This window comes from Tidjanibacter massiliensis (assembly GCF_900104605.1).
In the GTDB taxonomy this organism is placed as follows: domain Bacteria; phylum Bacteroidota; class Bacteroidia; order Bacteroidales; family Rikenellaceae; genus Tidjanibacter; species Tidjanibacter inops.
The window spans coordinates 1,262,642-1,288,693 of record NZ_LT629960.1 but is presented as its reverse complement, the minus strand read 5'-3'; the positions used below and the strand labels follow the sequence as shown (position 1 = coordinate 1,288,693).

13 protein-coding genes and 3 rRNA genes are annotated in these 26,052 nt (G+C 56.0%); 10 read left to right on the top strand and 6 right to left on the bottom strand.

Features of this window, described 5'->3' with window-relative positions; translation table 11 throughout:
* Positions 1-79: 79 nt before the first annotated feature.
* From BQ5361_RS06485 to glgP, 3 genes are all read right to left on the bottom strand, one after another.
* Positions 80-1,387 (bottom strand): glycosyltransferase family 4 protein, encoded by a 1,308-nt coding sequence (locus BQ5361_RS06485; protein ID WP_257526243.1) that lies wholly within the window; start codon positions 1,385-1,387, stop codon positions 80-82.
* 96 nt (positions 1,388-1,483) lie between these two features.
* A complete protein-coding gene (locus tag BQ5361_RS06480; RefSeq protein ID WP_052130993.1) occupies positions 1,484-3,424 on the bottom strand; it encodes an amylo-alpha-1,6-glucosidase in 1,941 nt (646 codons plus the stop codon).
* A gap of 145 nt (positions 3,425-3,569) precedes the next feature.
* Positions 3,570-7,829, bottom strand: coding sequence for an alpha-glucan family phosphorylase (gene glgP / locus BQ5361_RS06475; RefSeq protein ID WP_035472303.1), 4,260 nt, complete (start codon positions 7,827-7,829; stop codon positions 3,570-3,572).
* 765 nt (positions 7,830-8,594) lie between these two features.
* On the opposite strand from glgP, the gene BQ5361_RS06470 reads away from it, so the two are divergent.
* From BQ5361_RS06470 to BQ5361_RS06455, 4 genes are all read left to right on the top strand, one after another.
* Positions 8,595-10,123 (top strand): 16S ribosomal RNA (locus BQ5361_RS06470).
* A 184-nt stretch (positions 10,124-10,307) separates the two neighbouring features.
* Positions 10,308-13,177, top strand: a 23S ribosomal RNA gene (locus BQ5361_RS06465).
* Positions 13,178-13,283: 106 nt separating this feature from the next.
* Positions 13,284-13,396, top strand: a 5S ribosomal RNA gene (gene rrf, locus BQ5361_RS06460).
* The 16S, 23S and 5S rRNA genes sit together here, the layout of an rRNA operon.
* Before the next feature lie 851 nt (positions 13,397-14,247).
* Positions 14,248-14,736, top strand: a complete 489-nt coding sequence (locus BQ5361_RS06455; RefSeq protein WP_071425053.1) for a GNAT family N-acetyltransferase — start codon at positions 14,248-14,250, stop codon at positions 14,734-14,736.
* Between the two features lie 496 nt (positions 14,737-15,232).
* Here BQ5361_RS06455 and BQ5361_RS06450 read toward each other — a convergent pair whose 3' ends face one another.
* Positions 15,233-15,922 carry an XRE family transcriptional regulator gene (locus BQ5361_RS06450; RefSeq protein WP_022063898.1) on the bottom strand — a complete coding sequence of 230 codons (690 nt, stop codon included), beginning with the start codon at positions 15,920-15,922 and terminating at the stop codon, positions 15,233-15,235.
* A gap of 298 nt (positions 15,923-16,220) precedes the next feature.
* Here BQ5361_RS06450 and BQ5361_RS06445 point away from each other — a divergent pair, with 298 nt between their 5' ends.
* A complete protein-coding gene (locus BQ5361_RS06445; protein ID WP_022063897.1) occupies positions 16,221-16,592 on the top strand; it encodes a hypothetical protein in 372 nt (123 codons plus the stop codon).
* A gap of 90 nt (positions 16,593-16,682) precedes the next feature.
* A complete protein-coding gene (terL, locus tag BQ5361_RS06440; protein ID WP_035474187.1) occupies positions 16,683-18,119 on the top strand; it encodes a phage terminase large subunit in 1,437 nt (478 codons plus the stop codon).
* A 420-nt stretch (positions 18,120-18,539) separates the two neighbouring features.
* On the opposite strand, the gene BQ5361_RS06435 is transcribed toward terL, so the two are convergent.
* Both BQ5361_RS06435 and BQ5361_RS06430 read right to left on the bottom strand, forming a co-directional pair.
* A complete protein-coding gene (locus tag BQ5361_RS06435) occupies positions 18,540-19,445 on the bottom strand; it encodes an AraC family transcriptional regulator (protein ID WP_035474185.1) in 906 nt (301 codons plus the stop codon).
* Positions 19,446-19,945: 500 nt separating this feature from the next.
* Positions 19,946-20,944 carry a hypothetical protein gene (locus BQ5361_RS06430; protein ID WP_035474179.1) on the bottom strand — a complete coding sequence of 333 codons (999 nt, stop codon included), beginning with the start codon at positions 20,942-20,944 and terminating at the stop codon, positions 19,946-19,948.
* 172 nt (positions 20,945-21,116) lie between these two features.
* Here BQ5361_RS06430 and BQ5361_RS06425 point away from each other — a divergent pair, with 172 nt between their 5' ends.
* The 4 genes from BQ5361_RS06425 (at position 21,117) to BQ5361_RS06410 (ending at position 26,049) form a co-directional block, all read left to right on the top strand.
* Positions 21,117-21,713, top strand: coding sequence for a ribonuclease HII (locus tag BQ5361_RS06425; RefSeq protein WP_022063893.1), 597 nt, complete (start codon positions 21,117-21,119; stop codon positions 21,711-21,713).
* 450 nt (positions 21,714-22,163) lie between these two features.
* Positions 22,164-22,577 carry a hypothetical protein gene (locus tag BQ5361_RS06420; protein WP_143047530.1) on the top strand — a complete coding sequence of 138 codons (414 nt, stop codon included), beginning with the start codon at positions 22,164-22,166 and terminating at the stop codon, positions 22,575-22,577.
* A 12-nt stretch (positions 22,578-22,589) separates the two neighbouring features.
* Positions 22,590-23,600 carry a hypothetical protein gene (locus tag BQ5361_RS06415; RefSeq protein ID WP_143047529.1) on the top strand — a complete coding sequence of 337 codons (1,011 nt, stop codon included), beginning with the start codon at positions 22,590-22,592 and terminating at the stop codon, positions 23,598-23,600.
* A 4-nt stretch (positions 23,601-23,604) separates the two neighbouring features.
* Positions 23,605-26,049 carry a hypothetical protein gene (locus tag BQ5361_RS06410; protein ID WP_035474173.1) on the top strand — a complete coding sequence of 815 codons (2,445 nt, stop codon included), beginning with the start codon at positions 23,605-23,607 and terminating at the stop codon, positions 26,047-26,049.
* The last annotated feature ends 3 nt before the right edge of the window (positions 26,050-26,052 follow it).

Sequence of the window (26,052 nt, the reverse complement as noted above, 5' to 3'; positions counted from 1 at the left end):
ACTTTTATCGTTTCGGTTCGTATCCTTTCCGCCGGTTGTGGCGGGTCAGGCAGGCGGTACCGTCGGGTGCCGGTCCGCTCTATCGGCTGCCGGTTCCGGCGAGCTGTTCATAGACCGCCTTTACCTTTGCCGCAGCGTTGCTCCACTTGATGCCCGTGACCTCCTCGTGTCCCTTGCGGGAGAACATGCGCGCCAGGGCGGGGTAGGTGACAAGGGCGTAGATGGCGTCGGCCATGGCATCCACGTCCCAATAATCCACCTTCAGCGCGTAGTCGAGCACTTCCGCGACGCCCGACTGTTTGGAGATGATGACCGGTACGTTGGATTTCATCGCCTCCAGCGGGGATATGCCGAAAGGTTCCGAGACCGACGGCATGACATAGACGTCGCTCATGGCGAACATGCGGTTCACCTCGGCACCCTTCAGGAATCCGGTGAAGTGGAAACGGTCGGAGATACCGAGCGTCGCCACACGCCTGACTACGTGGTGCATCAGGTCGCCGCTTCCGGCCATGACGAAACGGACGTTCGGGACCCGTCGGAGCACCTTCGCCGCCGCTTCGACGAAGTAATCCGGCCCCTTCTGGTAGGTGATGCGTCCCAGAAAGGTCACGATTTTGTCGTCCAGGCCGCGTACCGCCTCGCCCTCGTCGTTCTCCGAAAAACGGACGGCATTGTGGACGGTAACCACCTTTTCGGGCGGAATGCCGTACTTCGTTATGACGATGTTGCGTGTCAGGTTGCTTACGGCTATCACCCGGTCGGCAGCCTCCATGCCCGCCCGTTCGATGTCGTAGACGGCGCGGTTGATGTGTTCGCCGCTGCGGTCGAACTCCGTGGCATGCATGTGTACCACGAGCGGTTTGCCCGACACGGCTTTGGCCGCCATGCCGGCGTAGTAGGTGAGCCAGTCGTGGGCGTGGATGACATCGAATTTGCCCGCCAGGTCGCGGGCCACCTGCGCGGCCACCGTGGCGTAGCGGGCCACCTCCTCCATCAGGTTGGCGCCGTACCGCCCTGAAAAGTTGTAGCGTTCGTGCCAGACCTCTCCCGGGAAGGTACGCTGTTCGCCTGCCTTCCTGTAGGCCTCACCCAGCGAGGCGAACTCCTCCGGCGAAGAGTAGGGGACGAGGTTGGAGTCTATCTGGATGAACGAAACCCGTTTCCATAACTCTCCGGCGTATTCGCCGCTTTCGTAGAGCGCCTCCACGTCGCTGGCATTCACGATGCGGACGAACCGCTGGTCTTCGTCGCCGTAGGCTTTCGGAACGACGAAGATGACCTCCACGCCGTTCCGGGCGAGCCCGCGCGTCAGTCCGTAGCTAGCCGTACCCAGTCCGCCCGCGATGTGGGGCGGAAACTCCCATCCGAACATCAGTACCCTCATGTTTTCCTCCTCTTTTTGTCTCTTTGCTGCCGTATGTGTTTCTGCATGGTGTATCCTTTGCGTTTTCGGAACGTGCCCCGCACTTTCCGAAGCCTTCTATTCCCTCTCTTTCCAGTAGTCAATCATGTCGCGGATGCGGAGCAGCGCCCCTACGCTCCAAGCCTGAGAGATGGCACCGCGCTGCGCATGGGGCGGGTCGCCGTCGTATATCTCCGGTACCGAGCCTATGCCGTAGCTGCTGATATCCTCCTCGAAGGCGGCGAGCAGCTCTTCCGCTTCCCGTACGAACGCTGCTCCGCGCAGGTCGAATCTCGCCTTGACATAGTGTTCGAGCGGCCATACCCATACCGTTCCCTGATGGTAGGCCGCGTCGCGCGTGGGCTGGTCGCCTTCGTAGCGCCCCTTGTAGAGCGGATTCCGGGGTGAGAGCGTGCGCAGACCCCGCGAAGTCAGCAGATGCTGCCGGACGGTGTCCAGAACGGAGAGCTGCATCGCTTCGTCGGGCATCTTGTAGGCGAGCGAACAGGCGAGGACCTGGTTGGGGCGTATGAAGGTGTTCTGCGTACCGTCGGCAGCGACGTAATCGGCCAGGTATCCGCCGTCGTCGTACCAGAACATCGTGAGAAACGAATCGCGTACGAGGGCGGGTATATCGTGCCACGCTTCGACGAATTGCCTGTCGCCGAACTGTTCGGCCAGCTCCAGCGTATAGCATACGGCATTGTACCAGAGTGCATTGATTTCCACCTGGTAGCCGTCGCGGCCCGTGACCGGACGGCCGTCCACTACCGCGTCCATCCACGTCATCGCCAACGACGGGTGCGAAGCCCGTACGAGTCCGTTGCGGTCGGTACGGACGACTTCGCCGATGCCTTTGCGGTAGGCGGCGAGTATCTCTTTCATGTAGTGGCCGTAACGCTCCCAGACCTTCCGGGCGGAGGTTCGGGCGGCGAGCTGCTGGAGTACCCAGAAGAACCACAGCGGAGCGTCCGCCGAATTGTAGGCGGTGCCCATGTTCGGGAAAAGCCCCTCCTGCAACTGTCCGGTGAGTGTGTCGAGCACCTCCGTGCAGCTTCGAATGTCTCCCTGCGAAAGCGTGACGCCCGGCAGGGCGATGAAGGTGTCGCGGCCCCAGCGTCCGAACCACGGATAGCCTGCGACGATGTCGGTACCGCCGGCATTGCGGACGATGAATTGCCGGGCCGAGTGACGGAGGCAGGAGAGGAAATCGTCCTTGCGCGACCGCCGTGCCGCTTCGGCCTCGAACATCTCGTCGAGCATCGCCGGAGAGGAGACCTCTTCGAGCGAGCAGGAGAATACGACGGGCTTTCCCTTCGTGATTTCCGTCTCGAAATAGCCCGTGGTGAGCAGGTCCTCGAGGTAGTCGTAGCCGCGCTCGCGCTCTTCGGTGTATTCGAAATTGTAGTACCAGTCGGGCGCCGGGATGAACTCCGCCCCGGCGTCGGTTTGCAGGTAGAGCCACGGAAAGCCTTCGTAGAGCCGGTTGCGGACGCCTCCGGTGACGGGGAAGGAGCGGCCGTCGGCATAAAAGTTGGCCTTGCTCAGGGTGTGTTTGTCGCGGAAGGCGAGGAACGGCCTCAGGCGCAGTATGGTCTGCGAGCGGGCTTCGAGCAGCGTGTAGCGGATGAGCAACTGTGCGTGGGCATGTATCCAGAGAATCTCCTTACGCAGCAAAACGCCCCCTACACGGTAGGTCAGCGCCGGCAGCGGCGTATAGGTGAAATCGACGAGATATTTGTGCCCTTTCGGCTCGTAGGTCTCCGGAAAACGGTGCAGGGCGAGGTTGAAGGAGTGGTCGTGCTGTACGACGGTTTCGTCCAGCGACGAGAGCATCACGTAGTCGTGCTCGTCGCCCTCCCTCACCGGGCCTACGAAGAGGCCGTGGTATTTCCTCGTGTTGCAGCACACGATGGTGGTGCTCATATAGCCGCCGGCACGGTTGGTCGAGAGCATCTCGCGGCGCAGGGCGTATTCGAGGTTTCCCAGTTGATTCTTGTCGAATTCGAGGACTGACATAAGGCTTTGTATTTTACTGTTCTGTTCTTTGTCCGTTCGCGGCGGGTCGGCCTGCTGCAGGGAATGTTTCCCCCTGAACGTTTCGGAAAGGACGGTTCCGTATCGTATCGACGGACCTGTGCCGTTTCCCTCTCTCCCGGCCGTGTTACGCCCATTTCACCAGCGCGAAATCCATGCGGTGGGGCAGCAGGTCGTTTTTCGGATAGACCCGGATGGCGACGTCGAACGAGCCGGGGAAGGTCGGTATGGAATTGACCGCATACCGGACAAGGCTTCCATTCGTTTCGGTGACGTTGAGGTCCATCCGGTCCAGTATTCGCACCTGTGAATCCGGTTCTATCTGGTCGGCGATGATGAGCTCCACGCCGATGTCCTGTGCATCGAGACCGTCTACGTCCACGACGGCTTCGATACGGTAGGGCGTGTTGACCATGATGGCCTCGCGGCCCACGTCGAACTGTTGTACGCTGACTATCCGGACTTTGTCCCACGCCGCGCTGACGCGTCGTTTCCAGGCGGCTATCCGGCGGGCCATGTCGTAGTCGTCCTTGCGCATCTCCAGGGTACGTGCCCACAGTTTACTGTAGTAGCGTTCCTGGTAATCGGTGAGCATCCGGTTGGTGGTGAAGTTGGCTGCGATGTCGGCCACGCAGCTCTTCATGGCGGCTACCCAGCCGTGGGGAATGCCGTCTTCCCCCCTGTCGTAATAGAGCGGAACGATTTCCTCCTCGATGGTCCGGTAGAGAAGCGCCGCATCGAGTTCGTCTTGGTAGCGCGGGTCTTCGTAGGTCCGTTTCATCGGAAGTGCCCAGCCGGCCCCCTTGCGGTAGCCCTCGACCCACCAGCCGTCCAGCACGCTGAACTGCATCACTCCGTTCATGGCGGCCTTCATGCCGCTCGTACCGGAAGCCTCCTGCGGCCGGGTGGGAGTGTTGAGCCATACGTCCACCCCCTGCACCATGCGCCGGGCGATGTCCATGTCGTAATTGGCGAGGAACATGATTTTTCCCGTGAACTCCGGCATGGCCGATACCTCGACGATGCGTTTGATGAGCTCCTGTCCCGGAATGTCGTTGGGGTGTGCCTTGCCGGCGAAGACGAACCGTACCGGGCGTTCCGGGTTGTTTACGATGGCGGAGAGCCGCGCAAGGTCGGTGAAGAGCAGGTTGGCCCGCTTGTAGGTGGCGAAACGGCGGGCGAACCCTATCGTCAGGGCATCCCGGTCGAACGATTCGATAATTTTCACCATCCCCTGTGGAGAGGTCATGTTGCTCTGTTCCGGTGCGAGGTAATAGTGGCGGATATTCTTTATCAGTTTGGCTTTCTGTTCCATGCGCGTTTGCCAGAACCGTTCGTCCGGAATCTCCCTGGCTTTCTGCCAGGCCTCGATGTCGTATTGTTCGCCGGAGAAGCCCTCCGGGAAATATTCCGCGTACATCCTGCGCATGCTGGAGGCCGTCCAGGTCGGAAAATGAACGCCGTTGGTAACGTAGCCTATGTGGAGTTCGTCGTGGAAATAGCCAGGCCAGATACCGCCCAGAATCTCCTTGCTTACCTGACCGTGCAGCCAGCTCACTCCGTTGATTTCCTGCGACATGTTGCTTGCCAGAACGCTCATCGAGAACTTCTCCGACGCATCGTTCGGCTTCGTTTTGCCCAGGTTGATGAACTGTTCCCAGGTGATGCCCAGCCGGTCGGGGTAGTGTGACATGTACTGCCGCAGCATGGATTCCGGAAAGGCGTCGTGTCCGGCCGGTACGGGGGTGTGGGTGGTGAAGAGCGACGAGGAGCGCACGACCTCCAGTGCTTCGCTGAACGACAGTTTGTGGCGCTCTATCAGCCTGTTGATGCGTTCGATGCCGATAAAGGCCGCATGTCCTTCGTTGCAGTGGAAGATGTCGGACTGTATGCCAAGCTTGTCCAGTGCACGGATGCCGCCTACGCCGAGCAGGATTTCCTGCCGGAAGCGGTTCTCGAGGTCGCCGCCGTAGAGGTAGTGGGTGATGGAGCGGTCTTCGACGAGGTTCAGGTCGTGGTCGGTATCGAGCAGGTAGAGTTCCGTGCGGCCTACGTCGCATTTCCAGATGCGGGCCGTGACGTAGCGGCCGGGAAACGAGATGCGGACAGAGCACCAGTTGCCCATGTCGTCGCGCACGGGTGTGATGGGGAGCTTGTTGAAATCCTGCGCTTCATAACCCGCCTCCTGGGCTCCGTTGGCCGAGAGCCGTTGGGTGAAGTAACCGTAACGGTAGAGCAAACCGACACCTACCATGGGGACGTTCTTGTCGCTCGCCTCCTTCAGGTAGTCGCCCGCCAGGATGCCGAGGCCTCCCGAATAGATTTTCAGGGAGCTGTGCAGACCGTATTCCATGCTGAAGTAGGCGATGCGCGGCGACTGACGCCGCTCTTTTCCGGACATGTAGCGCTGGAAGTCGGCATAGACTGCATCCATTCTGGCGAGAAAAGCGTCGTCCCGTTCGAGTTCCTGCAGTCTCCGGACGTTGAGCTGGTCGAGAAAGGCAATCGGATTGCGGTTACACTTCTCCCATAGCGGCGCGTCGATATATTCGAACATCTCCCGTGCGCCGGAGGCCCACGACCACCACAGGTTTTTGGAGAGTATCTCAAGCGGACGGAGCCTTTCGGGCAGGGAGACCTCCACGATGAGCCGCGTCCAGGTCGGGCGGCTGCTTACGAGCTGCTGCTTGACGAAATTGACCTGTTCGGTGTGGGCGCCGCCGTCGTAAACGGTACGCTTGCTGCGCCCTCCGGCCGCACGGAGGGCTTTGTCGTATGCCTGCCAGTAGTAGGCTACGAGATTTTGCCACAGGGCCGTCTGTGCCGTTTCGCAGGCCGAGTGCCTCGCGGCCTCGTATCGCTCCGCATCCATGGCGGCGTATCCCTCGATGGCGCGGGCGATTTCGTCGATGACTTCGGCATCGTTGTCGTCGGTGCGTCGGATGACCGTTACCCCCTGCGTCTGCGGCAGGTGGTCGGCCACCCAGAGTCCGAAACCCGCCAGCGAAGTCGTGATGGTGGGTACCGAGAAGGCGACGCTCTCCAGCGGCGTGTAACCCCACGGTTCGTAGTAGGATGCGAAAACCGTTGCGTCCATCCCCACCAGCAGTTCGTAGTAATCCACATTGAAGATACCGTCCTGTCCGTCGAGATACGACGGTACGAAGATGAGTTTTACGCGACTCTCTGCCTCCGTGAGGCTGCTGCCTTCGACGGAGCGTACGATGGGGTCCCATTCGGGGGATGTCAGATGATGCGTCACATAGGGCAGGGAAGCCGTTCCGACCGGTACCGACGGGTCGGCAAGATGGGCGGCGAGCTCCTTGCGCGGGCCGTTGTTGCCGGCCGGAACCATGATGTAGGCGAGTATTTCCCGCTCTTGCCGTTCGGACGCAAGCCGTTTCAGCGATTCCAGAAATACGTCTATGCCTTTGTTGTGGAATTCGTAACGACCGCTCGTTCCCACAATCAGCGGTTCGCGGTCGAATGTATGACCGAGGCAGGCTTCGGCTACCGAAATCAAGAGCCTGCGCGCTTCGGCCCGCTTGCGGTCGAACATGGCGCCCTGCCAGACGAAATCGTCTTCGAAACCGTTGGGAGTGACCTCGTCCGGTTCCCTGCCGAGCAGGTACCGGCATTCGCGGGCCGTGATGTCGCTGACCGTACAGAAGCAGTCGTGGTTGGCAGCGGCAATTTTCTCGAGCGAGTGTTTGGCAACTATGTTGAACTGACGGGCGAGGTCGTCCGCATTCAGGTCGGGCAGTTGTCTGTACAGTGGGATGCCGTTGCCGGCAATGCTTCTCCCTACGACCGTGGCGTGCGTCGAGAAGACCGTGGCGGTGTAAGGAGCGTGCTGCCGCAGGTAGAGACCGCCGCTGGAGGTCATCCATTCATGGAAATGCGCTACCGGCATTTCGTTGGGGGTACAGAACATGTTGCAGTAACTCTCGATGACCTTGCCTGCGGCATAGCCGAACAGCACGGGTTCGATATAATCCCACTGGCCGCTTATCGAATCGACCTTGTAACTCTCCCAGAGAGCTTTCAGAATGTCGTCCTTTTTGTTGAAGAACGAGCTGAAATCCACCAATATGGTGATGGGGCGCCCATTGACGTTCCATCGTCCTATCCTGATACGTATGCCTTCGCTGTAAACCATCTGCTTCCATTCGGCAAGCAGGCCGGTATCCTCTTCGAATTCCGTATTGTCGTTCTCGCGGTGGATATCCGGACCAATGGTTATGTAGCGGTTCCCGAGTGCTTCTACCATCGTCTGTGCCTTGGTGGCCACTACCGTATGTATCCCGCCCACCTTGTTGCATACCTCCCAGCTCACCTCGAAAAGGCGGTCGGGCCGTATCAGGGTTTCGTTGTTCTGATTTTCCATAGTTATTTTTTTGCTTCCGGGGATGTGGTGCCGCTCCCGGAATTCTCTCCGATAACGGTTAAAGGTAGGGAATATTTTGGGATTCTTCCCTCTCTTTTGGCCGATTTAATGACATTGTTTCCGCTTTTTAATGGAAATTTTCTATCTCCAAAAATGGCGCCAAGCCGGTTGTCCGGATTATAAAATGGCATATATATAAAAGGTATGATTTGGAAAGCGGAAAAGGAGGGAGAACGGTTGGAGAACGAGCCGCGTAGAGGATGGCGTGGAAGCGTCTTTTTTAGTGTTAATAGTGGTTTGATAATCAATTATATATGAGAATGAAGAAAAAAAAGCTAAAAAAAAGTTTCGGATTGATTTGGAAGTTTGAAACGTTTGCGCTTATCTTTGCACCCGCTTCCGGAAATCAAACGGAAGACAACAACGAGGTTCTTTACAAAAACAGGATATGTTAGACGTGACAAAATGACGGAATGTCAGTGCGTTATGGCGACAAAAAGAATGATGTGCGTTTAGTACGCAATAATCCGGCTTCGGCAGACGTTCTTTAAAGCATATTCGAAAAAAAAGTGGTTCGCCGCTTTGGAAATTTGAAAAAAGCCTTTACCTTTGCAACCCGTTTCGATAAGAAACGCAAATTGCGGAGAAAGCAATAAAGAAACAAGTTCTTTGAAGATATTTGAGCAGCTAAAGTTTATCCAGGTCAGCAATGACCGGATATCAAAAATACCTTTGAGATATAGCCAAGATTTATAACAATTCATTACAATGGAGAGTTTGATCCTGGCTCAGGATGAACGCTAGCGGCAGGCCTAACACATGCAAGTCGAGGGGCAGCACGTTAAAGAGTTTACTCTTTATGGTGGCGACCGGCGGACGGGTGCGTAACGCGTATGCAACCTGCCTGACACAGGGGGATAATCCGAAGAAATTTGGTCTAATACCCCATAATACCGATATAGGCATCTATGTTGGTTGAAAGCTTTGGTGGTGTCAGATGGGCATGCGTTGTATTAGCTAGTTGGTGAGGTAACGGCTCACCAAGGCGACGATACATAGGGGGACTGAGAGGTTAACCCCCCACACTGGTACTGAGACACGGACCAGACTCCTACGGGAGGCAGCAGTGAGGAATATTGGTCAATGGGCGGAAGCCTGAACCAGCCATGCCGCGTGCAGGAAGACGGCTCTATGAGTTGTAAACTGCTTTTGTACTAGGGTAATTTGCGGTACGTGTACCGTATTGAAAGTATAGTACGAATAAGGATCGGCTAACTCCGTGCCAGCAGCCGCGGTAATACGGAGGATCCAAGCGTTATCCGGATTTATTGGGTTTAAAGGGTGCGTAGGCGGCAGATTAAGTTAGAGGTGAAATTCCGAGGCTCAACCTTGGCACTGCCTCTGATACTGGTTTGCTAGCGAGTAGATGCTGTAGGCGGAATGTGTGGTGTAGCGGTGAAATGCATAGAGATCACACAGAACACCGATTGCGAAGGCAGCTTACAAATCTATATCGGACGCTGAGGCACGAAAGCGTGGGGAGCAAACAGGATTAGATACCCTGGTAGTCCACGCAGTAAACGATGATAACTCGTTGTCGGCGATATACAGTCGGTGACCAAGCGAAAGCGATAAGTTATCCACCTGGGGAGTACGTTCGCAAGAATGAAACTCAAAGGAATTGACGGGGGCCCGCACAAGCGGAGGAACATGTGGTTTAATTCGATGATACGCGAGGAACCTTACCCGGGCTTGAAAGTTAGTGACGGATGCCGAAAGGTGTCTTCCCTTCGGGGCACGAAACTAGGTGCTGCATGGTTGTCGTCAGCTCGTGCCGTGAGGTGTCGGGTTAAGTCCCATAACGAGCGCAACCCCTATCGTTAGTTACCAGCACGTGAAGGTGGGGACTCTAACGAGACTGCCGGTGTAAGCCGAGAGGAGGGTGGGGATGACGTCAAATCAGCACGGCCCTTACGTCCGGGGCGACACACGTGTTACAATGGTCGGTACAGAGGGCAGCTACCTGGTGACAGGATGCGAATCTCGAAAGCCGGTCTCAGTTCGGATTGGAGGCTGAAACTCGCCTCCATGAAGTTGGATTCGCTAGTAATCGCGCATCAGCCATGGCGCGGTGAATACGTTCCCGGGCCTTGTACACACCGCCCGTCAAGCCATGGGAGTCGGGGGTGCCTGAAGTACGTTACCGCGAGGAGCGTCCTAGGGCAAAACTGATGACTGGGGCTAAGTCGTAACAAGGTAGCCGTACCGGAAGGTGCGGCTGGAACACCTCCTTTCTGGAGGCTAATCCAAAGGTATTAGCTGCTCACACTTCAAAGACTTCTACAGCAGTATCACTATAGAGGTGTAGCGGAGCGAAACCGCGATACTGCTCGAAGTCCTCAGGGACTGAAGAGTTCATTGACATGATTAAGGGATGAGAAAGAGGGTATGTACCGAGCAAAAGGCGGTGCATACTGGAAGAAAGTAATTAAGGGCGAATGGGGGATGCCTAGGCTCTTGGAGGCGAAGAAGGACGTGGTAAGCTGCGAAAAGCTGCGGGGATTTGCAAACGAGACTTGATCCGCAGATATCCGAATGGGACAACCCGGCTGGCAGGAGGCCAGTCACACCGTAAGGTGGGCTAACCCTCTGAACTGAAACATCTAAGTAGGAGGAGGAGAAGAAAGAAACATCGATTTCCTGAGTAGCGGCGAGCGAAAGGGAAGAAGCCTAAACCGACGTTGTTACGGCAATGTCGGGGTTGTAGGACTGCGGGATTCGATACTGAGAGAACCGGAACGGTTTTGGAAAAGCCGGCCGAAGAGCATGAAAGCTGCGTACGGGTAATCGAGGTAAAGAAGGCAGTATCCTGAGTAGGGCGGGACACGAGGAATCCTGTCTGAATCTGCCGGGACCACCCGGTAAGGCTAAATACTACCAAGAGACCGATAGTGAACCAGTACTGTGAAGGAAAGGTGAAAAGTACCCCGAACAGGGGAGTGAAATAGAACCTGAAACCGTTCGCCTACAATCGGTCGGAGCCACTTCGTGTGGTGACGTCGTGCCTTTTGCATAATGAGCCTACGAGTTACTGATCACTAGCGAGGTTAAGTGGCAGGAGTCACGGAGCCGAAGCGAAAGCGAGTCTGAATAGGGCGTATAGTTAGTGGTCGTAGACGCGAAACCTTGCGATCTACCCTTGGCCAAGATGAAGTTCGGGTAACACCGAATGGAGGTCTGCACCGATAAGCGTTGAAAAGCTTCCGGATGAGCTGAGGGTAGGGGTGAAAGGCTAATCAAGCTGGGAAATAGCTCGTACTCCCCGAAATGCTTTTAGGAGCAGCGTTTTAATAGTCTACTGGAGGTAGAGCTACTGATTGGATGCGGGGGCTTCACCGCCTACCAAATCCTGACAAACTCCGAATGCCAGTAGAATGATTTAGAGCAGTGAGCGGCTGGGTGCTAATGTCCGGCCACGAGAGAGGAACAACTCAGACCAGCAGCTAAGGCCCCGAAGAGTATACTAAGTTGAACTAACGATGTGCGACTGCAGCGACAGCTAGGATGTTAGCTTGGAAGCAGCTATTCATTTAAAGAGTGCGTAACAGCTCACTAGTCGAGCGGTTGTGCGTGGATAATAAACGGGCATCAAGTATACCGCCGAAGCTCTGGGATCTACGGATCGGTAGGGGAGCATTCCATTCGCGTCGAAGTTGTAGCGTGAGCTATGGTGGAGCGTATGGAAAAGCAAATGTAGGCATAAGTAACGATAAGGCGGGCGAGAAACCCGCCCACCGCAAGACCAAGGTTTCCTGATCAACGTTAATCGGATCAGGGTTAGTCGGGACCTAAGGATAAGCCGAAAGGTGATTTCGATGGACAATCGGTTAATATTCCGATACTGATATGGACTGCGACGGAGAGACGAAGGGGCGTAAGCCACGCCAACTGACGGAATAGTTGGTTAAAGGATGTAGGTAAATCGGGAGGTTAAGAGCTTTCTGATGCTGAAATCCGACAGTACCGCAAGCCTACGGGTGAGCGGATAGTTGGCCCAAGCGGACTTCCGAGAAAAACTTCTAAGCTTCAGGTTCATATCACCCGTACCGTAAACCGACACAGGTGGTCGAGGAGAGTATCCTAAGGTGCTCGAGTGATTCACGGTTAAGGAACTAGGCAAATTAACCCCGTAACTTCGGAATAAGGGGTCCCATCGCAAGATGGGCGCAGCGAAGAGGTCCAGGCGACTGTTTAGCAAAAACACAGGGCTCTGCAAATTCGAAAGAAGACGTATAGGGCCTGACACCTGCCCGGTGCTGGAAGGTTAAGAGGGGATGTCATCGCAAGAGAAGCATTGAATCGAAGCCCCAGTAAACGGCGGCCGTAACTATAACGGTCCTAAGGTAGCGAAATTCCTTGTCGGGTAAGTTCCGACCTGCACGAATGGTGTAACGATCTGGACACTGTCTCAACCGTGAGCTCGGTGAAATTGTAGTCCCGGTGAAGATGCCGGGTACCCGCAACGGGACGAAAAGACCCCGTGAACCTTTACTGCAGCTTAACGCTGAATTTGGGTATACGATGTGTAGGATAGGCAGGAGACAATGAAGCGGGTACGCCAGTATTCGTGGAGTCAACGTTGAAATACTGCCCTTTGTGTATTTGAGTTCTAACCCTGCGAAGGGGACACCGTTTGGTGGGTAGTTTGACTGGGGTGGTCGCCTCCAAAAGCGTAACGGAGGCTTCCCAAGGTACCCTCAGCACGAATGGTAACCGTGCGTAGAGTGCAATGGCACAAGGGTGCTTGACTGTGAGACCAACAAGTCGACCAGGTGCGAAAGCAGGGCATAGTGATCCGGTGGTTCTGTGTGGACTGGCCATCGCTCAAAGGATAAAAGGTACTCCGGGGATAACAGGCTGATCGCCGCCAAGAGCTCATATCGACGCGGCGGTTTGGCACCTCGATGTCGGCTCGTCACATCCTGGGGCTGGAGAAGGTCCCAAGGGTTCGGCTGTTCGCCGATTAAAGTGGCACGCGAGCTGGGTTCAGAACGTCGTGAGACAGTTCGGTCTCTATCTGTTGTGGGCGCAGGAAATTTGAGGGGTCCTGACTTTAGTACGAGAGGACCGAGTTGGACGAACCTCTGGTGTACCGGTTATGCCGCCAGGTGTACCGCCGGGTAACCACGTTCGGACAGGATAAGCGCTGAAAGCATCTAAGCGCGAAGCCTACCCCAAGATAAGATTTCCCTAGAGGGTCGTAGGAGACTACTACGTTGATAGGCCGCAGGTGTAAAGGCAGCAATGTCAAAGCCGAGCGGTACTAATTACCCGAACGACTTTCTGCACAAGACTTTTTCTCATCCTTTAAGTCAATGGATTCCAAAGACGATGTACCGTAGTTTGTCGCAGGTTCGGTTCGGAACGACAGTAGGATGAAGGTACATACGAGATTTAGGTGGTAATAGCAGTGGGGTCCCACCTCTTCCCATTCCGAACAGAGAAGTTAAGCCCATTCACGCCGATGGTACTGCATTTAGTTGTGGGAGAGTAGGTAGCCGCCTCTTCAAGCGCCGATTCACAATCGGCGCTTTTTTTGTGTTTTGCCCTTTGGTAGCGGATAGCGGTTTCAACGGCGCTTTTTTGTGTCTATTCTTTCTCTGCCGTAGGACTTTTCTTTTCTCGGTCGGCCATTCGGAACAAACCAATCTCCGTTGGAGAAGGTGTCTCCGAAACCTGTTGTGTGCCGGCTTCATATCCCCCATCCGATACGGAAACTTTGGATTGGGCCTCCTCTTCCTTATAGGAATGCTTTGGTCTAAACAGGGTTTATTGATTCTTGTATCGTTTTATCCGACGGATGTTATTTGTGTTTTTCGTACCGTGTCTGGCGTGCTTCCGGCCTTGTCTTCGCATGCAATCGCCTCTCCCATGCTCGAAAATACTCTGAACAGGAGAGGCTGAAGGAGCCGAGAAGTTTTTGGCGAGGGGGCCTGAAAGCAGAATTGTGGCTCCGGACTGTTGCGGTCGGATACGGTTGGTTGCAACAGTGGAAAAGAAGGACTGACCGGCAGGATAACGGGAGGAGAATCTGCGTTCGGTATCAGTGCTTTGCTTTGGATATGTTTTCGTATGCAGCCGGAAGCGGGAATGACCGACAGAGAAACACGAAAGAAATAATATGAGGTTTCTGTTTTGTTTGTGCGGTGTCGGTGTTTTGCTTCCGGATGCTGTTGCATGCAGGCTGAGCAGTGGGTCAGGAGAGATTGAATCGTGAAATAGGCTGTCGTGCGTATAGCACGGACGTGCGACGAGTGGCTTGCAGGCAGAAAATGTGGGAGAATTGGCAGGGATTGTTTATCTTGCGATGCATGATATGATACCAGGGACTACTTATGCGAAAAGTGCAAGCGACAGGATGGGCATTGTGATAAGAAAGATGGAAGAAGCGGAGTATCATTTACTACGCGGATTTCTGTATGAAGCGATTTTTATTCCTGAAGGAGCGGCTGTGCCCCCGGAGGTAATTGTCGATAGTCCTGAGTTACAGGTATATTATGTCGGGTTCGGTACCTCGAAACATGACAGGGCATTGGTTGCGGAAGCGGAAGGGCGAGTCGTGGGAGCTGTCTGGTGTCGCATCATGGAGGATTACGGACATATCAACGATGCGACTCCTTCTTTGGCCATTTCCGTGCATAAGGCCTGGAGGGGAGTAGGGATTGGAACGGCCATGATGCAGGAAATGCTCGCTTTGCTGTATGCCTGCGGTTACGGGCAGGTCTCTCTGTCGGTGGATAAAGCGAACTATGCGGTACGGATGTATCTTGCCGCAGGCTTCGGGATTGTCGAAGAGAGGGAGACGGAGTATGTGATGGTCTGTCCCTTAACGCAGGGTATGCGCTGAGTGGATGTGGAACCTGTGTAGAATAGACGGGGAAATGCGGCAGGGCTGGAATTATCTTTTCGGAGTTCGCATGCAGAGAGATGAAAGGCCATGGAACGGTATCTGTTTTATTCCGTGAACGGTTTAACCGACGGGGCTGGCGAAAATAGGAAGTGGCAGGGAACAGGAGGAGTTCGTTGTCGATGCAGTCTTTGTGGATAGGGCGATACGGTGGGAGCAGAGAAGAACGACAAGCGGTTGGACAGTAGCTGGCCGAGCAGGAAAAACATACGAGGACGAAAGAGGCCGTTTCGCATTGAACTGTATGATTCAATGCGAAACGGCCTCTTTCGATGGGACGCGGAGTGATGGAATGCAGGCCCGAAAACGCAGGGAGAAAGGTGTACTGTCGTCAATTTTCAGGTTCCGAGGCCGATAATGCAACCGTCCGCCATGGTGACGCACTTTCCCGGGCTGTGTGGGTATGTACCGTTCCGGGTGGAGCCCGGGTGGGTTTTTATTTCATGGAGTTCATGCGGATGCTGGCTTTGATGAAAGCCAATGCCTTGATGCGGTCGATACTCACATCCTTGTCGGCATGGTGCGGGTTCTGGCTCACCAGCTTGATGCAGCCGTTGTGTTCGGATTTCTGGATGTATTTCACCGTTATGTACTCCTCTCCGTCGATATCTATCGAGAGCAGGTACATGTCGCCCCAAAAAATGTCGTCAATGCTGTTCATCTTTTTGTACAGTACGATGTCTCCGCTTTTGAGCAAGGGGTACATGCTGTCTCCGACGATGTAGATGGCCCCGTCACACTTGGGCAGGTTGGGAATATGGATGTAATCCACCGGGCGGACGGGGGTTTGTCCCGTGAAGAGCGGGACAAGTCCTGCCGTGCCTTCGATATTATATAAAGGTACGCTCTGCATGGGCAGCGTCCGGTCCGTACGCCGGATGAAAGGGACGAACGTTTCCAGCGGGCTGTTGAAAATCTCCCCCTCGCCGCTCTCTATCCACTGGGGATTAAGGTTCAATTCCTGAATAAGGATGTTCTTGTTGCGTTCGGAAAGGGCCGCTCTTCCCGTCTCTATCATGGAGAGTGCGCTTTTGCCGATACCGAGGATACTCGATAACTCATCCTGCTTCATTCCGAGCGCTTTACGCATCTCTTTGACGCGTGCTCCGACCTGTTCGCTTTTCATTATCCGAAATTTTTTGCTTCAAGTATTGTTTTGTTCAATATTTGATTATACCTTTGTCTTGCAAAGTTAAGAACTTTAATGGAATAATCCAAATGATTTCGTCAAATTCGGCTGGTTTGTGTTATTTTACTATTCTTTTGTGTTGTCGAGAGGTGTCGATAATGACCTGTTTTGATTGGTTATGTGATATTTGTGAACTTTGCACAGTGTCGTGGAAACGGGAAGTTTATGAACACTGTTAAAGATAGAATCGACGTGTTTTAAATGGTATGGATAGCCTTGTAAAAATGTAATCGTTATGAAAGGATTCGATTTTGTAGAAACTGTTTCGGGGGGAGCGGATATTAAATTCGCAGACGACAATCGTGTGATAGAGGTAGGGCAGGCGATGTATGCCCAGGCGGCTTCTTCTCTGCTGGAGGCGGTCGGCGACGGATATTACTATAACGGAAGCATCGATGTGGACGGCGATGGGTTTTACTCCACGCTGACGGCGACGCTTATCGTCTACCGTGAGGCGGAGACCATGCCCGAGGGGTGTACGGTGAGCCATATAAGCGATGTGGTCCCGGTGTGGTGGGAGTTCGTTACCGTCGTGCCGGGCGCCGGGGAGGTGTTGAATGATTTCTGTTTCAAGCGGCTGAAGGATACCGTACTTGTCATGCAGTAGGAAACCGTACCGGATTGCGGGCCCCGTACCGAGTGTGCCGGTACGGGGCCCTGCGGTATCATGTCCTGCCGTTTTTTTAGGGATATAGGGATGGAGAGAGCAAAGGAGAAGACGGAGGTGCCCGCTTTTACGGAGTTTGCCGATAGGGTGTTTCCGGGACTTGAGAAAGGAGGGTTTCATGCGGCGTATTACCGGGTACTGGAGGCGTTTGCGAGAGGGCGCATCAGGCGGCTGATGGTCACGATACCTCCCCAGCACGGCAAGTCCCTGGGGTCTACGACGCTGCTGCCGGCTTATATGCTGGGGCTGGACCCCGACCTGAAAATAGCCATTGCATCGTACAGCGCCGCATTGGCCAACAGGTTCAATAAGCGGGTGCAGCGGATAATGGATTCGGCCCTGTATCGAGCCCTATTTCCCGGAACGTCGATAAAACGGGCGGGAGAACGGTCGGATTATGTGCGTACGGCGGATATGGCGGAAGTGATAGGCTGCAGCGGCGAACTCCTTTCGGTCGGCCGGGAAGGTTCCCTGACGGGAAACCGGGTGGATGTATTCATTCTGGACGACCTGTATAAGGATGCCATGGAGGCCAACTCGCCGCTGATTCGTGAGAACTGTTGGGAGTGGTACACTTCGGTGGTAAGGACGAGGATGCACAACGCTTCGCGCGAACTTATCGTATTTACCCGGTGGCATGAGGAGGACCTTATAGGCCAGCTGGTCGCCAAAGAGGAGGTGACGGAGCTGAAGTCGTGGAACCAAATCGAACGGGAAAACGGGAACGGTTGGCTGCTGCTGAATTTCGAAGCCGTCAAACGTTCGCCGCCGACCGAGATAGACCCTCGGTCCGAGGGAGAACCGCTGTGGGGGGAACGTCATAGTACCGGGTTGCTCGCCGAACGGATGAAACTCGACCCACTCCGTTTCGAGTGCATGTATCAGGGACATCCCTCCGCGGCGCAGGGGTTGCTGTACGGCGACCGGTTCATGCTGTATGAACAACTGCCGGAGACCCTAGTACGTTATGCGAACTATACGGATACGGCCGATACGGGTGACGATTATCTCTGTTCGGTCTGTTATGCGGTGGATGCACAGCGGCGCATCTATGTGACGGAGGTCGTCTATTCGCGGGAGGGGATGGAGGTGACCGAAGAAGTGGTGGCCGTGATGCTGCAACAGGTCCCGGGATGCGACGTGCTGGTGGAGAGCAATAACGGTGGGCGCGGCTTTGCGCGGGCCGTGTCGCGGCTGTGCCCCAATCACCGGATAGGATGGTTCTGTCAAAGCGCCAACAAGGAGGCGCGTATTCTTTCCAATGCTTCGGCGGTACTCCGGAATATCTGCATGCCTGTGGACTGGGTGGCGCGTTGGCCGGAGTTCGCGCACGACCTGCTTTCCTATCGGCGTATTTTCCGGACCAATCGGTGGCATGACGCGCCGGATGTGCTCACGGGTATCGCTGAACGGGAGATTTGCGGTACGCTCTCCAAAAAGATAAGGGCGCTCAGCTTCAAAAGGTGATGCGGCAGAGCATGGCCCGGCATCCCGGAGAGCATAAAAATGAAGATGGGGAAGACTCACGTCTGCCCCATTTCATCAGGTTAGGTCAGTTAGGTTAATGAGGTACGGAAACCTCATTCCGTAAAACATCGTAACAAAAATAAAATTAAAATTCTAATGTCCCAAAAAAATGCTCGGAAAATTGAAGATACGGATGGATTATTTTTTTATCCGCCGCTTTGTTGTTAGTTGATTTTTATTAATTATTAAAAAACATAGCTGTATTATTAAAATAATTTAAATATTTCCGGGAAAGATATATGGATACGGCAGCAGCAGACTGGTGAGGAAGTGCTGCTGCCGTATGTGCGGATACCGTGGTTGGAAGGGTATGTATGACTGACCGGTGCATAAAGAGCCGGTTCCCGGTCGGCAGGGGTGTCAGTTATAGGCGAGTTCCTGTTCGGCTTCTTCGTGCCGTTTGGCCGTCATCCCGCGCTGGTTGTTCCTGTACACGGCAGGAGTGACGCCGTACTCCTGTTTGAAAAGCTTGATGTAGTGGGAGGTATTGGTGAACCTGCATTCCGAAGCGATGTCGGCGATGGATTTGTTGGTCGATACGAGCAGCAGGCGGGAGTGGGTCAGCCGTCGTTTGAGAAACCATTTGTGGGGCGGTTCGTGGAAATGCTTGACGAATTCCTTCTTGAAAGAGGTCAGGCTCTTATGGCATAAGGCGGCCAGCTCCTCCGTACTCAGCCCGTCGAAGATGTGCTGCTGGATGATTTGTTCGAATCCTTCGGCGGCCATGTTGGCGTCATTCAGTATCCGGCTCTTGATGCAGCACTCCGGATTGGAGAGTATCAGGTAGACGAGTTCGGTAGTTTTCAGTTTCTCCGCCGTGGGGGCCTCGCTGAACAGGTCTTCCTTGAGGTATTGATTGACGTTGCTGAAGAAATGTTTTACCATGTTCCATGCCGGGTAGGACACGTGCGACAGGTCGGTGTCGCATGCGGAACAGGAGTGGGCGGAGTCTATTTCGAGCTGATAGTTGATGCTGAGCGTGGTCAGTATCTCGTGCAGGTTTTCGGGTGAATAGAACAAGGTTATCTGCTCGTAGGGTTTGCCCTCTTCCGGGATATCTTCGATATAGTGATTGCCGATGTCGAGGTAGAACAGGTCGCCCTGTTTCACTTCGTAGCGGGTGTCGCCGTAGTAGATGTACTTCCGGCCGCGCATGACATAGCCTATCGCGTAACGGGAGATGGCATACACCTGTATGCCTATCCTTTGTGTCTGAACGGTTTTTGTTATAACCGGCTGTCGGGTCTGCTGGGTTTTGCTGTCCATCGTCGTATCGTAGAAGGTTGGAGTGTGTGGAATTGTGTGTCGGATTCCTTTCCGGTCATTGCGGCTGCGGCCATGAAGGAAAACCCGTAGTGCTTCGGGCGGGCAAGTGCCTCGGAAGTACAGGGTATATTCCCTCAATTCAATGACAGTCTGCTTATTGTGTAATTCAAAAGTAGGATATTTTTCCCAAACCTTCAGCCTCTGGGCAGGATAGTTGCCGACACATTGTCCGTAGTGGAGCCTGTCGGTATAATTTGTTGACTGTAAATACGATGTGATATTGTAAAAATACAATATCGTAATTTGGTGGTATGAAGTGTATGTTTTGTAATGTTTGTTTTCTTTTATTTGAATAGTGAATGCACTAAATATAGTATAAATTATGTCCGAATATTTTTAATATTCGTCTTTGTATGGTGTCTTCGGAATGCGGTATGGGGTCGGAATCGGCCGACGGACGGGGGAGGAAGATAATGCCGGAGGAAGAGGCAGCGATTGTGTCACACGCCCGGAAAGAGGTTGATATACAGCATGAGTGCTGTCAGAACGGTATAGATTGCGAGGGGCAGCCAACCCCGGTAGCGGATGAAGAATGCGGAGACCGTTACGCAGCAGGGGACGGCGAGCACTCCCAGCGAGGCGATGGTGCTGCCGGGCAGGAGGAGCGATATCAGGCACAGGAGCAGCAGCCATAGAAAGTGGATATGGATTTTTTTGGCCCTTGTGCGGAGCGAAGGCAGTGTGCGCAGGATGATGATGGCGGAACAGAGTGTCAGGGCGGCGAAAAGGCCGATATAGACTTTGCTCCAGACTCCCTTTTCTCCGAAAAGTGCCGGCAGCGCCGTGTCTTCGCCGAGGGTTGTACCGGCGAGAAGTTCGTGGCCCATGAGGCCGAAAGAGTCGCCGAGCCCCCACCAGACTACGGAACATATGAAGAAGGGGAGGAGCAGGCCTGCCGCTGCGACGACCGCCTCGCGCAGCGTGCGTCGGTAGAGGACGAGTGTCACTGGAACGATGAGAACAAGGGGGAGTGCCGGTGCGTAGAGCATCGGGAGCAGGCCGATGCAGAAGGCCGATTTGAAGACATGCTCGAACTGATAGGAGCGTTTGAAGGCGGCTATCATCTGCGTGCTGCCGAGTATCAACAGTAGCGGAACCAGCGTAGCGCTGACCGACCCTGCGGGAAAGCAGATGCCGTAGGCGGTCATGGCGTAGACGGCCATCGGAAGGTAGGTGCGCACCGCGCTGACCGAGTAGCGGACAATCATTCCGGCCAGGAGGGTGGCGTTCAAAATGGCTGCCACGAGACCGACGGTACAGGCGGCGGCTCCGGTCGGAAAGAGGGAGTCGATGGCCCGGCCCAATGGCATGTCGGCGGCGAGGTCTGTTTCCGCGGGGTAGGGGGCGGTTGTCACACGTATGACTACGCATGCCATCATTATCACGAATGTGGCTGCCACTACCCCCAACGGTTGCCTGATGACGTCCGGTCTGTTCATGCGGTTCGTATTCCGGTCTCGGCCGGAACTCCTGCAAAGTTAGTGATTCCCCCCTGGATTCCTTCCGCCCTGTGGACGAATAACGGAGGACTGCCGTGTTTTGTCCTTTCGGAAGGGATTCCCGTGCGGGGAATTTCGTACCTTTGCGGGGAATGCAATTGGGAGGCGGAGCATGTTGAAGGAGTGTTTTCAACGGGAGGTGCCCGAGGCCGGGTGCGATGAGGCGGGCCGCGGATGTCTGGCGGGGCCGGTGTTCGCCGCAGCCGTGATACTGCCTCCCGGTTTTGCCCATCCCCTGCTGAACGACTCCAAAAAGATGAGCGAGAAGAACCGCTACCTGATGCGCGATGTCATCCTCCGCGATGCCGTGGCGTGGGCGGTCGCCGAGGTCTCGCCGGAGGAGATAGACCGGATAAACATCCTGAACGCCTCTTTCGCCGGCATGTCGCGGGCCGTGGAGCGGCTCTCCTTCCGGCCCGGCCTGCTGCTGATAGACGGCAACAGGTTCCGGAGCACGCTCGGTATCCCGTTCGAGTGCATCGTGGGCGGCGACGGCCTCTATGCCTCCATCGCAGCCGCATCGGTATTGGCCAAGACTTTCCGCGACGACAGAATGAAGCTGCTGCATGAGGAGTACCCGCAGTACGGATGGAATGCGAACAAGGGGTATCCTACCCGGCAGCATCGGTTGGCCGTGCTTCGTTACGGCCTGACACCTCATCACCGTCTGACTTTCCATTGTGCGCCCGGTCAGCTATCGCTGTTCTGACGCTGTTGCCCGTATCGGCAGCCGAATCTTTCGTTCTCTTTGCTCCCGCTAGTCTTCGTTTTTGTGCGGTTTTCATTTGCTTCTTTTGTGCGGCTTCCCGTTTCGTTTGCTTTGTCGAAGCACTGTCTGCAGTATCCGGCTCCGGGGCGGAGAGATGTGCAGGGCGGAGTAGCGGTGTCTTGTCTGTCGGTTAATTCATATTTTGAAGTATTTGTAGGTTGCCGTCTTCTTTTGTCTTGTTTTTAAGCTTTTGTTTGTCAATGATTCTAAAATTATACCCTTGTTTTTTGAGTAAAACATGTATTCAAATATTGACAATCGTTAATTGATTATTTATCTTTGTGCCGTCGGCAGGGAGCGATGCCGTGAAAGTATCGGAAAACCTGTCGGCAGTCCGGAAAGGGACGGCGATGAAGGTATGGGGCGCCGTATTGATAACGAACAAGAGATATGGTTATGGAGAGGGAGAGTTTGACGGCTGTGCTCAGACGTGCCGCGGAAGATTTGGGATATGTGTTTTATATCGGCAGCGAATCGTTGCTGGCAGCGAAAGTGACCGTGCTTCCGGCGGTATGGCTGACGGTACCCGTGTTGAAAAGGGTGTCGGGGCGGAGGGAACGGCGCGATACGTATGCGGTACGTCTTCGGCTCATGATGGCCGGGGTGCCGGACGATGCCGGTTCGCGCGAGGTGTGGCGCATCCTGGAGGACGATGCTGCGGCACTGTATGGAGCGGTTCGGGCGTGTGAGCGGGTGCGGTCGGTACGCGGGCTGAAGGTGTCGCCCGAAACGAAACCTCTGACGCCGCGGGGCGAGACGGCCGTGGCGGCGGAGTTCGAAGCCGAGATGTTTTACTGCGATTGAAGGGAGGACGGTATGGCTGTGATGTTTTCAGGGGTTCCGGACAATTACGATTCGGTCTTCGGCCCTCTGGTCTATACCCTGACGGGTATCGCGTCGGGGGAGACCGTCGATGCGGAGGTCTTCACGGTGGGGGCGGAGACTCCCGTCGGCGTGAAACGGATAGCGGGCGGCGATGCGGCGCGGGTGAATATCGCCTGCTACATGCGCCGGTTGTTGACGCCCGTCCCGTTTCCGGCGGACAGTACCGGCCTCTTTTCGGATGCGGGACGTTTCGTCACTGCCGCGGTGGGTTGCGGCGGTGCGGTATCGCCGGTCAGAACCTTTACGGGGGCCGTGCGCCGGCTTTCGGAGTACGAGGTGCTCACTACACTTCCCATGCACCGTACCATTGCCTGGGACGAGAGCGACGAGGTTTCGCTGCTCGTACCCGGCTGCAGCATGACTTATTCGTGGAGAGTGTCCGGAGGGGCGGAGTACGTGTACGAATCGCCGGAGTATATCGCCTCGCGGGGCATCGTGACGTTGGTCGTCGGGATGCCGTCGGTTCGGACGACGCTCGCTGCGGCCGGGGTGCAAACCGACGGAGTTGCTGCTCTGCGGGTGACGGTGCGGGTGGCGGGAGAGTCTGTCGCCGAAGTACACTACCGGATAGAGCCGCGGGAGCCCGGTTCGGTGCGCCTCTGTTGGTTCAACCGTATGGGAGGGTTGGATTACCACACGTTCGGGCGTCCGGACGCCGGGTATCTCGAAGCCTCGCGCGAAGCCTTCCTGAACCACGACGGTTATGCGGCTGCCTCCGTACGGCTCGCCGACCGTACGGAACTCTCGTCGGGATATCTGCCGCGTCTGTGGATGGAAGGACTCGCCCTCATTCCGGCTTCGCCGCGGGTGTGGCGTGTGGAGGAGGAGGGCTTCGTCCCTACGGATGTCTTTCCGCTGTCGCATGCGTTCCGCAATGGTGTACCCGGAACGATAACGCTTACAGTCAGGGACAGGACTCCCCGGCTTTCCCAAAACTTTTAGCATTATGGAACTATTCATTGACGGACGTTTGGCGGATATGGACGCCGCCTGCCCGGTGTCGGTATCCGTATCGGTGGCTTCGGTGACCTCTCCGGAGTATGGCAGGACGGGATATACGAAGAGCATCTCGATTCCCATGACGGCCAGAAACAGGGAACTCATGGGCGACTGCGAACAGCTCATGGCCCGTGACAGGTTCAATGCCTCGCTCCACACGGCGCGACTGGAGCAAGAGGGCTGTGTGATAATGGAGGGGCATGTCATGCTCACGGCCTGCGAACGGGAGGAGGAGGGGGGCCGGTATCGGTTCAATATCATCGGTGCCGGAAAGCGGTGGGCCGTGCATGCCATGCAGCATACCTTCTCTTCGCTTTTCCCCGATTATGCTTTCAAACTGGACGGCGAATCCATCGCCGGGAGCTGGACGGCGCCGGTACCCGTACGGTGGCTGCCCCTGCAGCGACAGCGTTATGAACCGCAGAACGCTTCGGTCGGGCTCGTGCCTGCCCAGCGCGTACTCACGGAGACGGATTACCACCCTTTCATCCATCTCCGGTCGGTACTGCATGCCATTTTCGAGGAGGCCGGGTATCGGCTCGTCTCCGCTTTCGTGGACAGTGCCTATTTCGATTCCCTGTACATGAGCGGCAACTACCCCACACGCGACGCGACCCTGTTGCGTTCGCGGATGGATTTTTTGGCGGCGCGTTTCGGGGAGGCGGCGACGACCGCCGACAGCGGAGGCCGGGTGTATGCCGACCCGCTGGCGGCCTACAACACCGTGGGGAATATCGTCGATACGGCCGACCCGGACGAAGAGCGTGACGGTGTGTCGCTGAAGCGGGTATTCACCCGGGGCGGATGTTTTCGGCGCGACGGAGAGCGGGTGGTTTTCGTTCCCCCTTACAGCGTTGCGGTCGGGTTCGAGTACAGGCTGCGCTATGTCACCGGCTACCGTATGGCGGGCAGTGACCGTCTGGCCGGTTTCGACCGGATTTATCTCGGAGGCGGGCAGTTGCATCGGTTCCGGATAGCCAACCGGTTTCCTGACAGACGGAACGAATTCCGGACGGGCAAGGAGTTCCTGTGCATCGTTTTCGACCACGAGGAGGGGCTGTCGTACCGTCTCGTCGCCGACTGCCGTACCGGGACGGGGACGGTCGTTCAGCGTACGCTTGCCCAATTCTATTCGCGTTCCGTCAAGGTGAGTACCGGGGTGGCCGGCACTTATGGGAACTTGCGGATGCAGCGGCAGGAGGCGTCGGGGAGTTTCGTCGATTTCGTCGGGGATTGGGCCCTCTACGACGGTTACGTCGCCGAGACGGGGGAGACGGAGGTGGAAGTTACGCTCCGGAGTGCTGCCGAGACCGTGACGCCCGGTTCACCGAAATATTTCGACACCCTCTATTTCGCGGGGGCGGATGAGGGAATGCCGTTCCGGTTGGTGGAGGCGGAGGTGCGTCCGGTTTTTCTGCCTCACCCGGTGCTGGGCGATACGCTCTCGTTCGCCGAGGCGGGGGCCCACGACATGAACCGCATGCAGGTGGTGAATGCCCTGCGGGAGATGTTCGGTCTCTGTTTCTACACCGACGAGCCGGGGCGGACGGTCTATGCCGAGCCGCGGGAACTCTTCTACCGCAACGACACGGTGGTGGACTGGAGTGACCGGCTCGACCTTTCGCGGCCGTGGAAGGTGAGCGAACTCGCTGCGGATGTGCCCGGTACGCTCACATGGGAGTATCGCAGCGGCGACGGGGCATCGGCTGCCTTCAATACGGCCAACGGCGGTCGGTTGGGCCGGTGGAGCGTGCAGACGGGGAATCCGTGGCGATGGTCGCAGGAGAGGGTGTACGAGAATCCGCTTTTCACCACGTCGGTCAATCTCACCGGCTTCGTCTCGTCGGCCCCGTCGGCTTCGGTAGTTGCAGCGGGAGACATGGATGCGTCGTCGGAGGGGACGGACGACCTCAATTTTCCCGCCAAGGTGGTGCACTACTTCGGCCTTCGAGAGCTGCCCCGGGGAGAGCGGTGGGATTGGCCCGGCTTCGCAGAGTCCTATCCTTTCGCCGCATTTCATGCGCCGGAGTGTCCCTCCGGCATCATCGTGCCGGAATCGCCCTGCGGCGGGGTGTCGGATTGCGTGCTGCCGGAAGAGTCGGATGCAGGACGTACGCTTTGTTACGAAGACCGGGACGGGGCGGCGGGGCTGCACCGCTGGTGGGACGGTCTGGTGGCGGTGTACGCCGGAGGGGTGCGGCTGGAGGCCTGGGTGCGGCTTTGGTCGGACGACATCGAAGCACTTATCCGTCCGAACTACCTGATGCGGGATTTCCGGGCCCGTTTCAGACTGTATGTCGACGGTGAGTGGAGCGACTGGCGGCTGGAGGAGGTGTGCGACTACCATCCCTCCTCACCCTCGACGCGGTGCATTTTTACGAAGATAGTTTAAACG

What these genes read in the sequence shown, in the direction of transcription:
- BQ5361_RS06410 (WP_035474173.1), top strand. Translation starts at nt 23,605, where the DNA reads ATGGAACTATTCATTGACGGACGTTTGGCGGATATGGACGCCGCCTGC.
- BQ5361_RS06415 (WP_143047529.1), top strand. Translation starts at nt 22,590, where the DNA reads ATGGCTGTGATGTTTTCAGGGGTTCCGGACAATTACGATTCGGTCTTC.
- BQ5361_RS06435 (WP_035474185.1), bottom strand. Translation starts at nt 19,445, where the DNA reads ATGGACAGCAAAACCCAGCAGACCCGACAGCCGGTTATAACAAAAACC.
- BQ5361_RS06420 (WP_143047530.1), top strand. Translation starts at nt 22,164, where the DNA reads ATGGTTATGGAGAGGGAGAGTTTGACGGCTGTGCTCAGACGTGCCGCG.
- glgP (WP_035472303.1), bottom strand. Translation starts at nt 7,829, where the DNA reads ATGGAAAATCAGAACAACGAAACCCTGATACGGCCCGACCGCCTTTTC.
- BQ5361_RS06445 (WP_022063897.1), top strand. Translation starts at nt 16,221, where the DNA reads ATGAAAGGATTCGATTTTGTAGAAACTGTTTCGGGGGGAGCGGATATT.
- BQ5361_RS06455 (WP_071425053.1), top strand. Translation starts at nt 14,248, where the DNA reads ATGGGCATTGTGATAAGAAAGATGGAAGAAGCGGAGTATCATTTACTA.
- BQ5361_RS06430 (WP_035474179.1), bottom strand. Translation starts at nt 20,944, where the DNA reads ATGAACAGACCGGACGTCATCAGGCAACCGTTGGGGGTAGTGGCAGCC.
- BQ5361_RS06425 (WP_022063893.1), top strand. Translation starts at nt 21,117, where the DNA reads ATGTTGAAGGAGTGTTTTCAACGGGAGGTGCCCGAGGCCGGGTGCGAT.
- BQ5361_RS06480 (WP_052130993.1), bottom strand. Translation starts at nt 3,424, where the DNA reads ATGTCAGTCCTCGAATTCGACAAGAATCAACTGGGAAACCTCGAATAC.
- BQ5361_RS06485 (WP_257526243.1), bottom strand. Translation starts at nt 1,387, where the DNA reads ATGAGGGTACTGATGTTCGGATGGGAGTTTCCGCCCCACATCGCGGGC.
- BQ5361_RS06450 (WP_022063898.1), bottom strand. Translation starts at nt 15,922, where the DNA reads ATGAAAAGCGAACAGGTCGGAGCACGCGTCAAAGAGATGCGTAAAGCG.
- terL (WP_035474187.1), top strand. Translation starts at nt 16,683, where the DNA reads ATGGAGAGAGCAAAGGAGAAGACGGAGGTGCCCGCTTTTACGGAGTTT.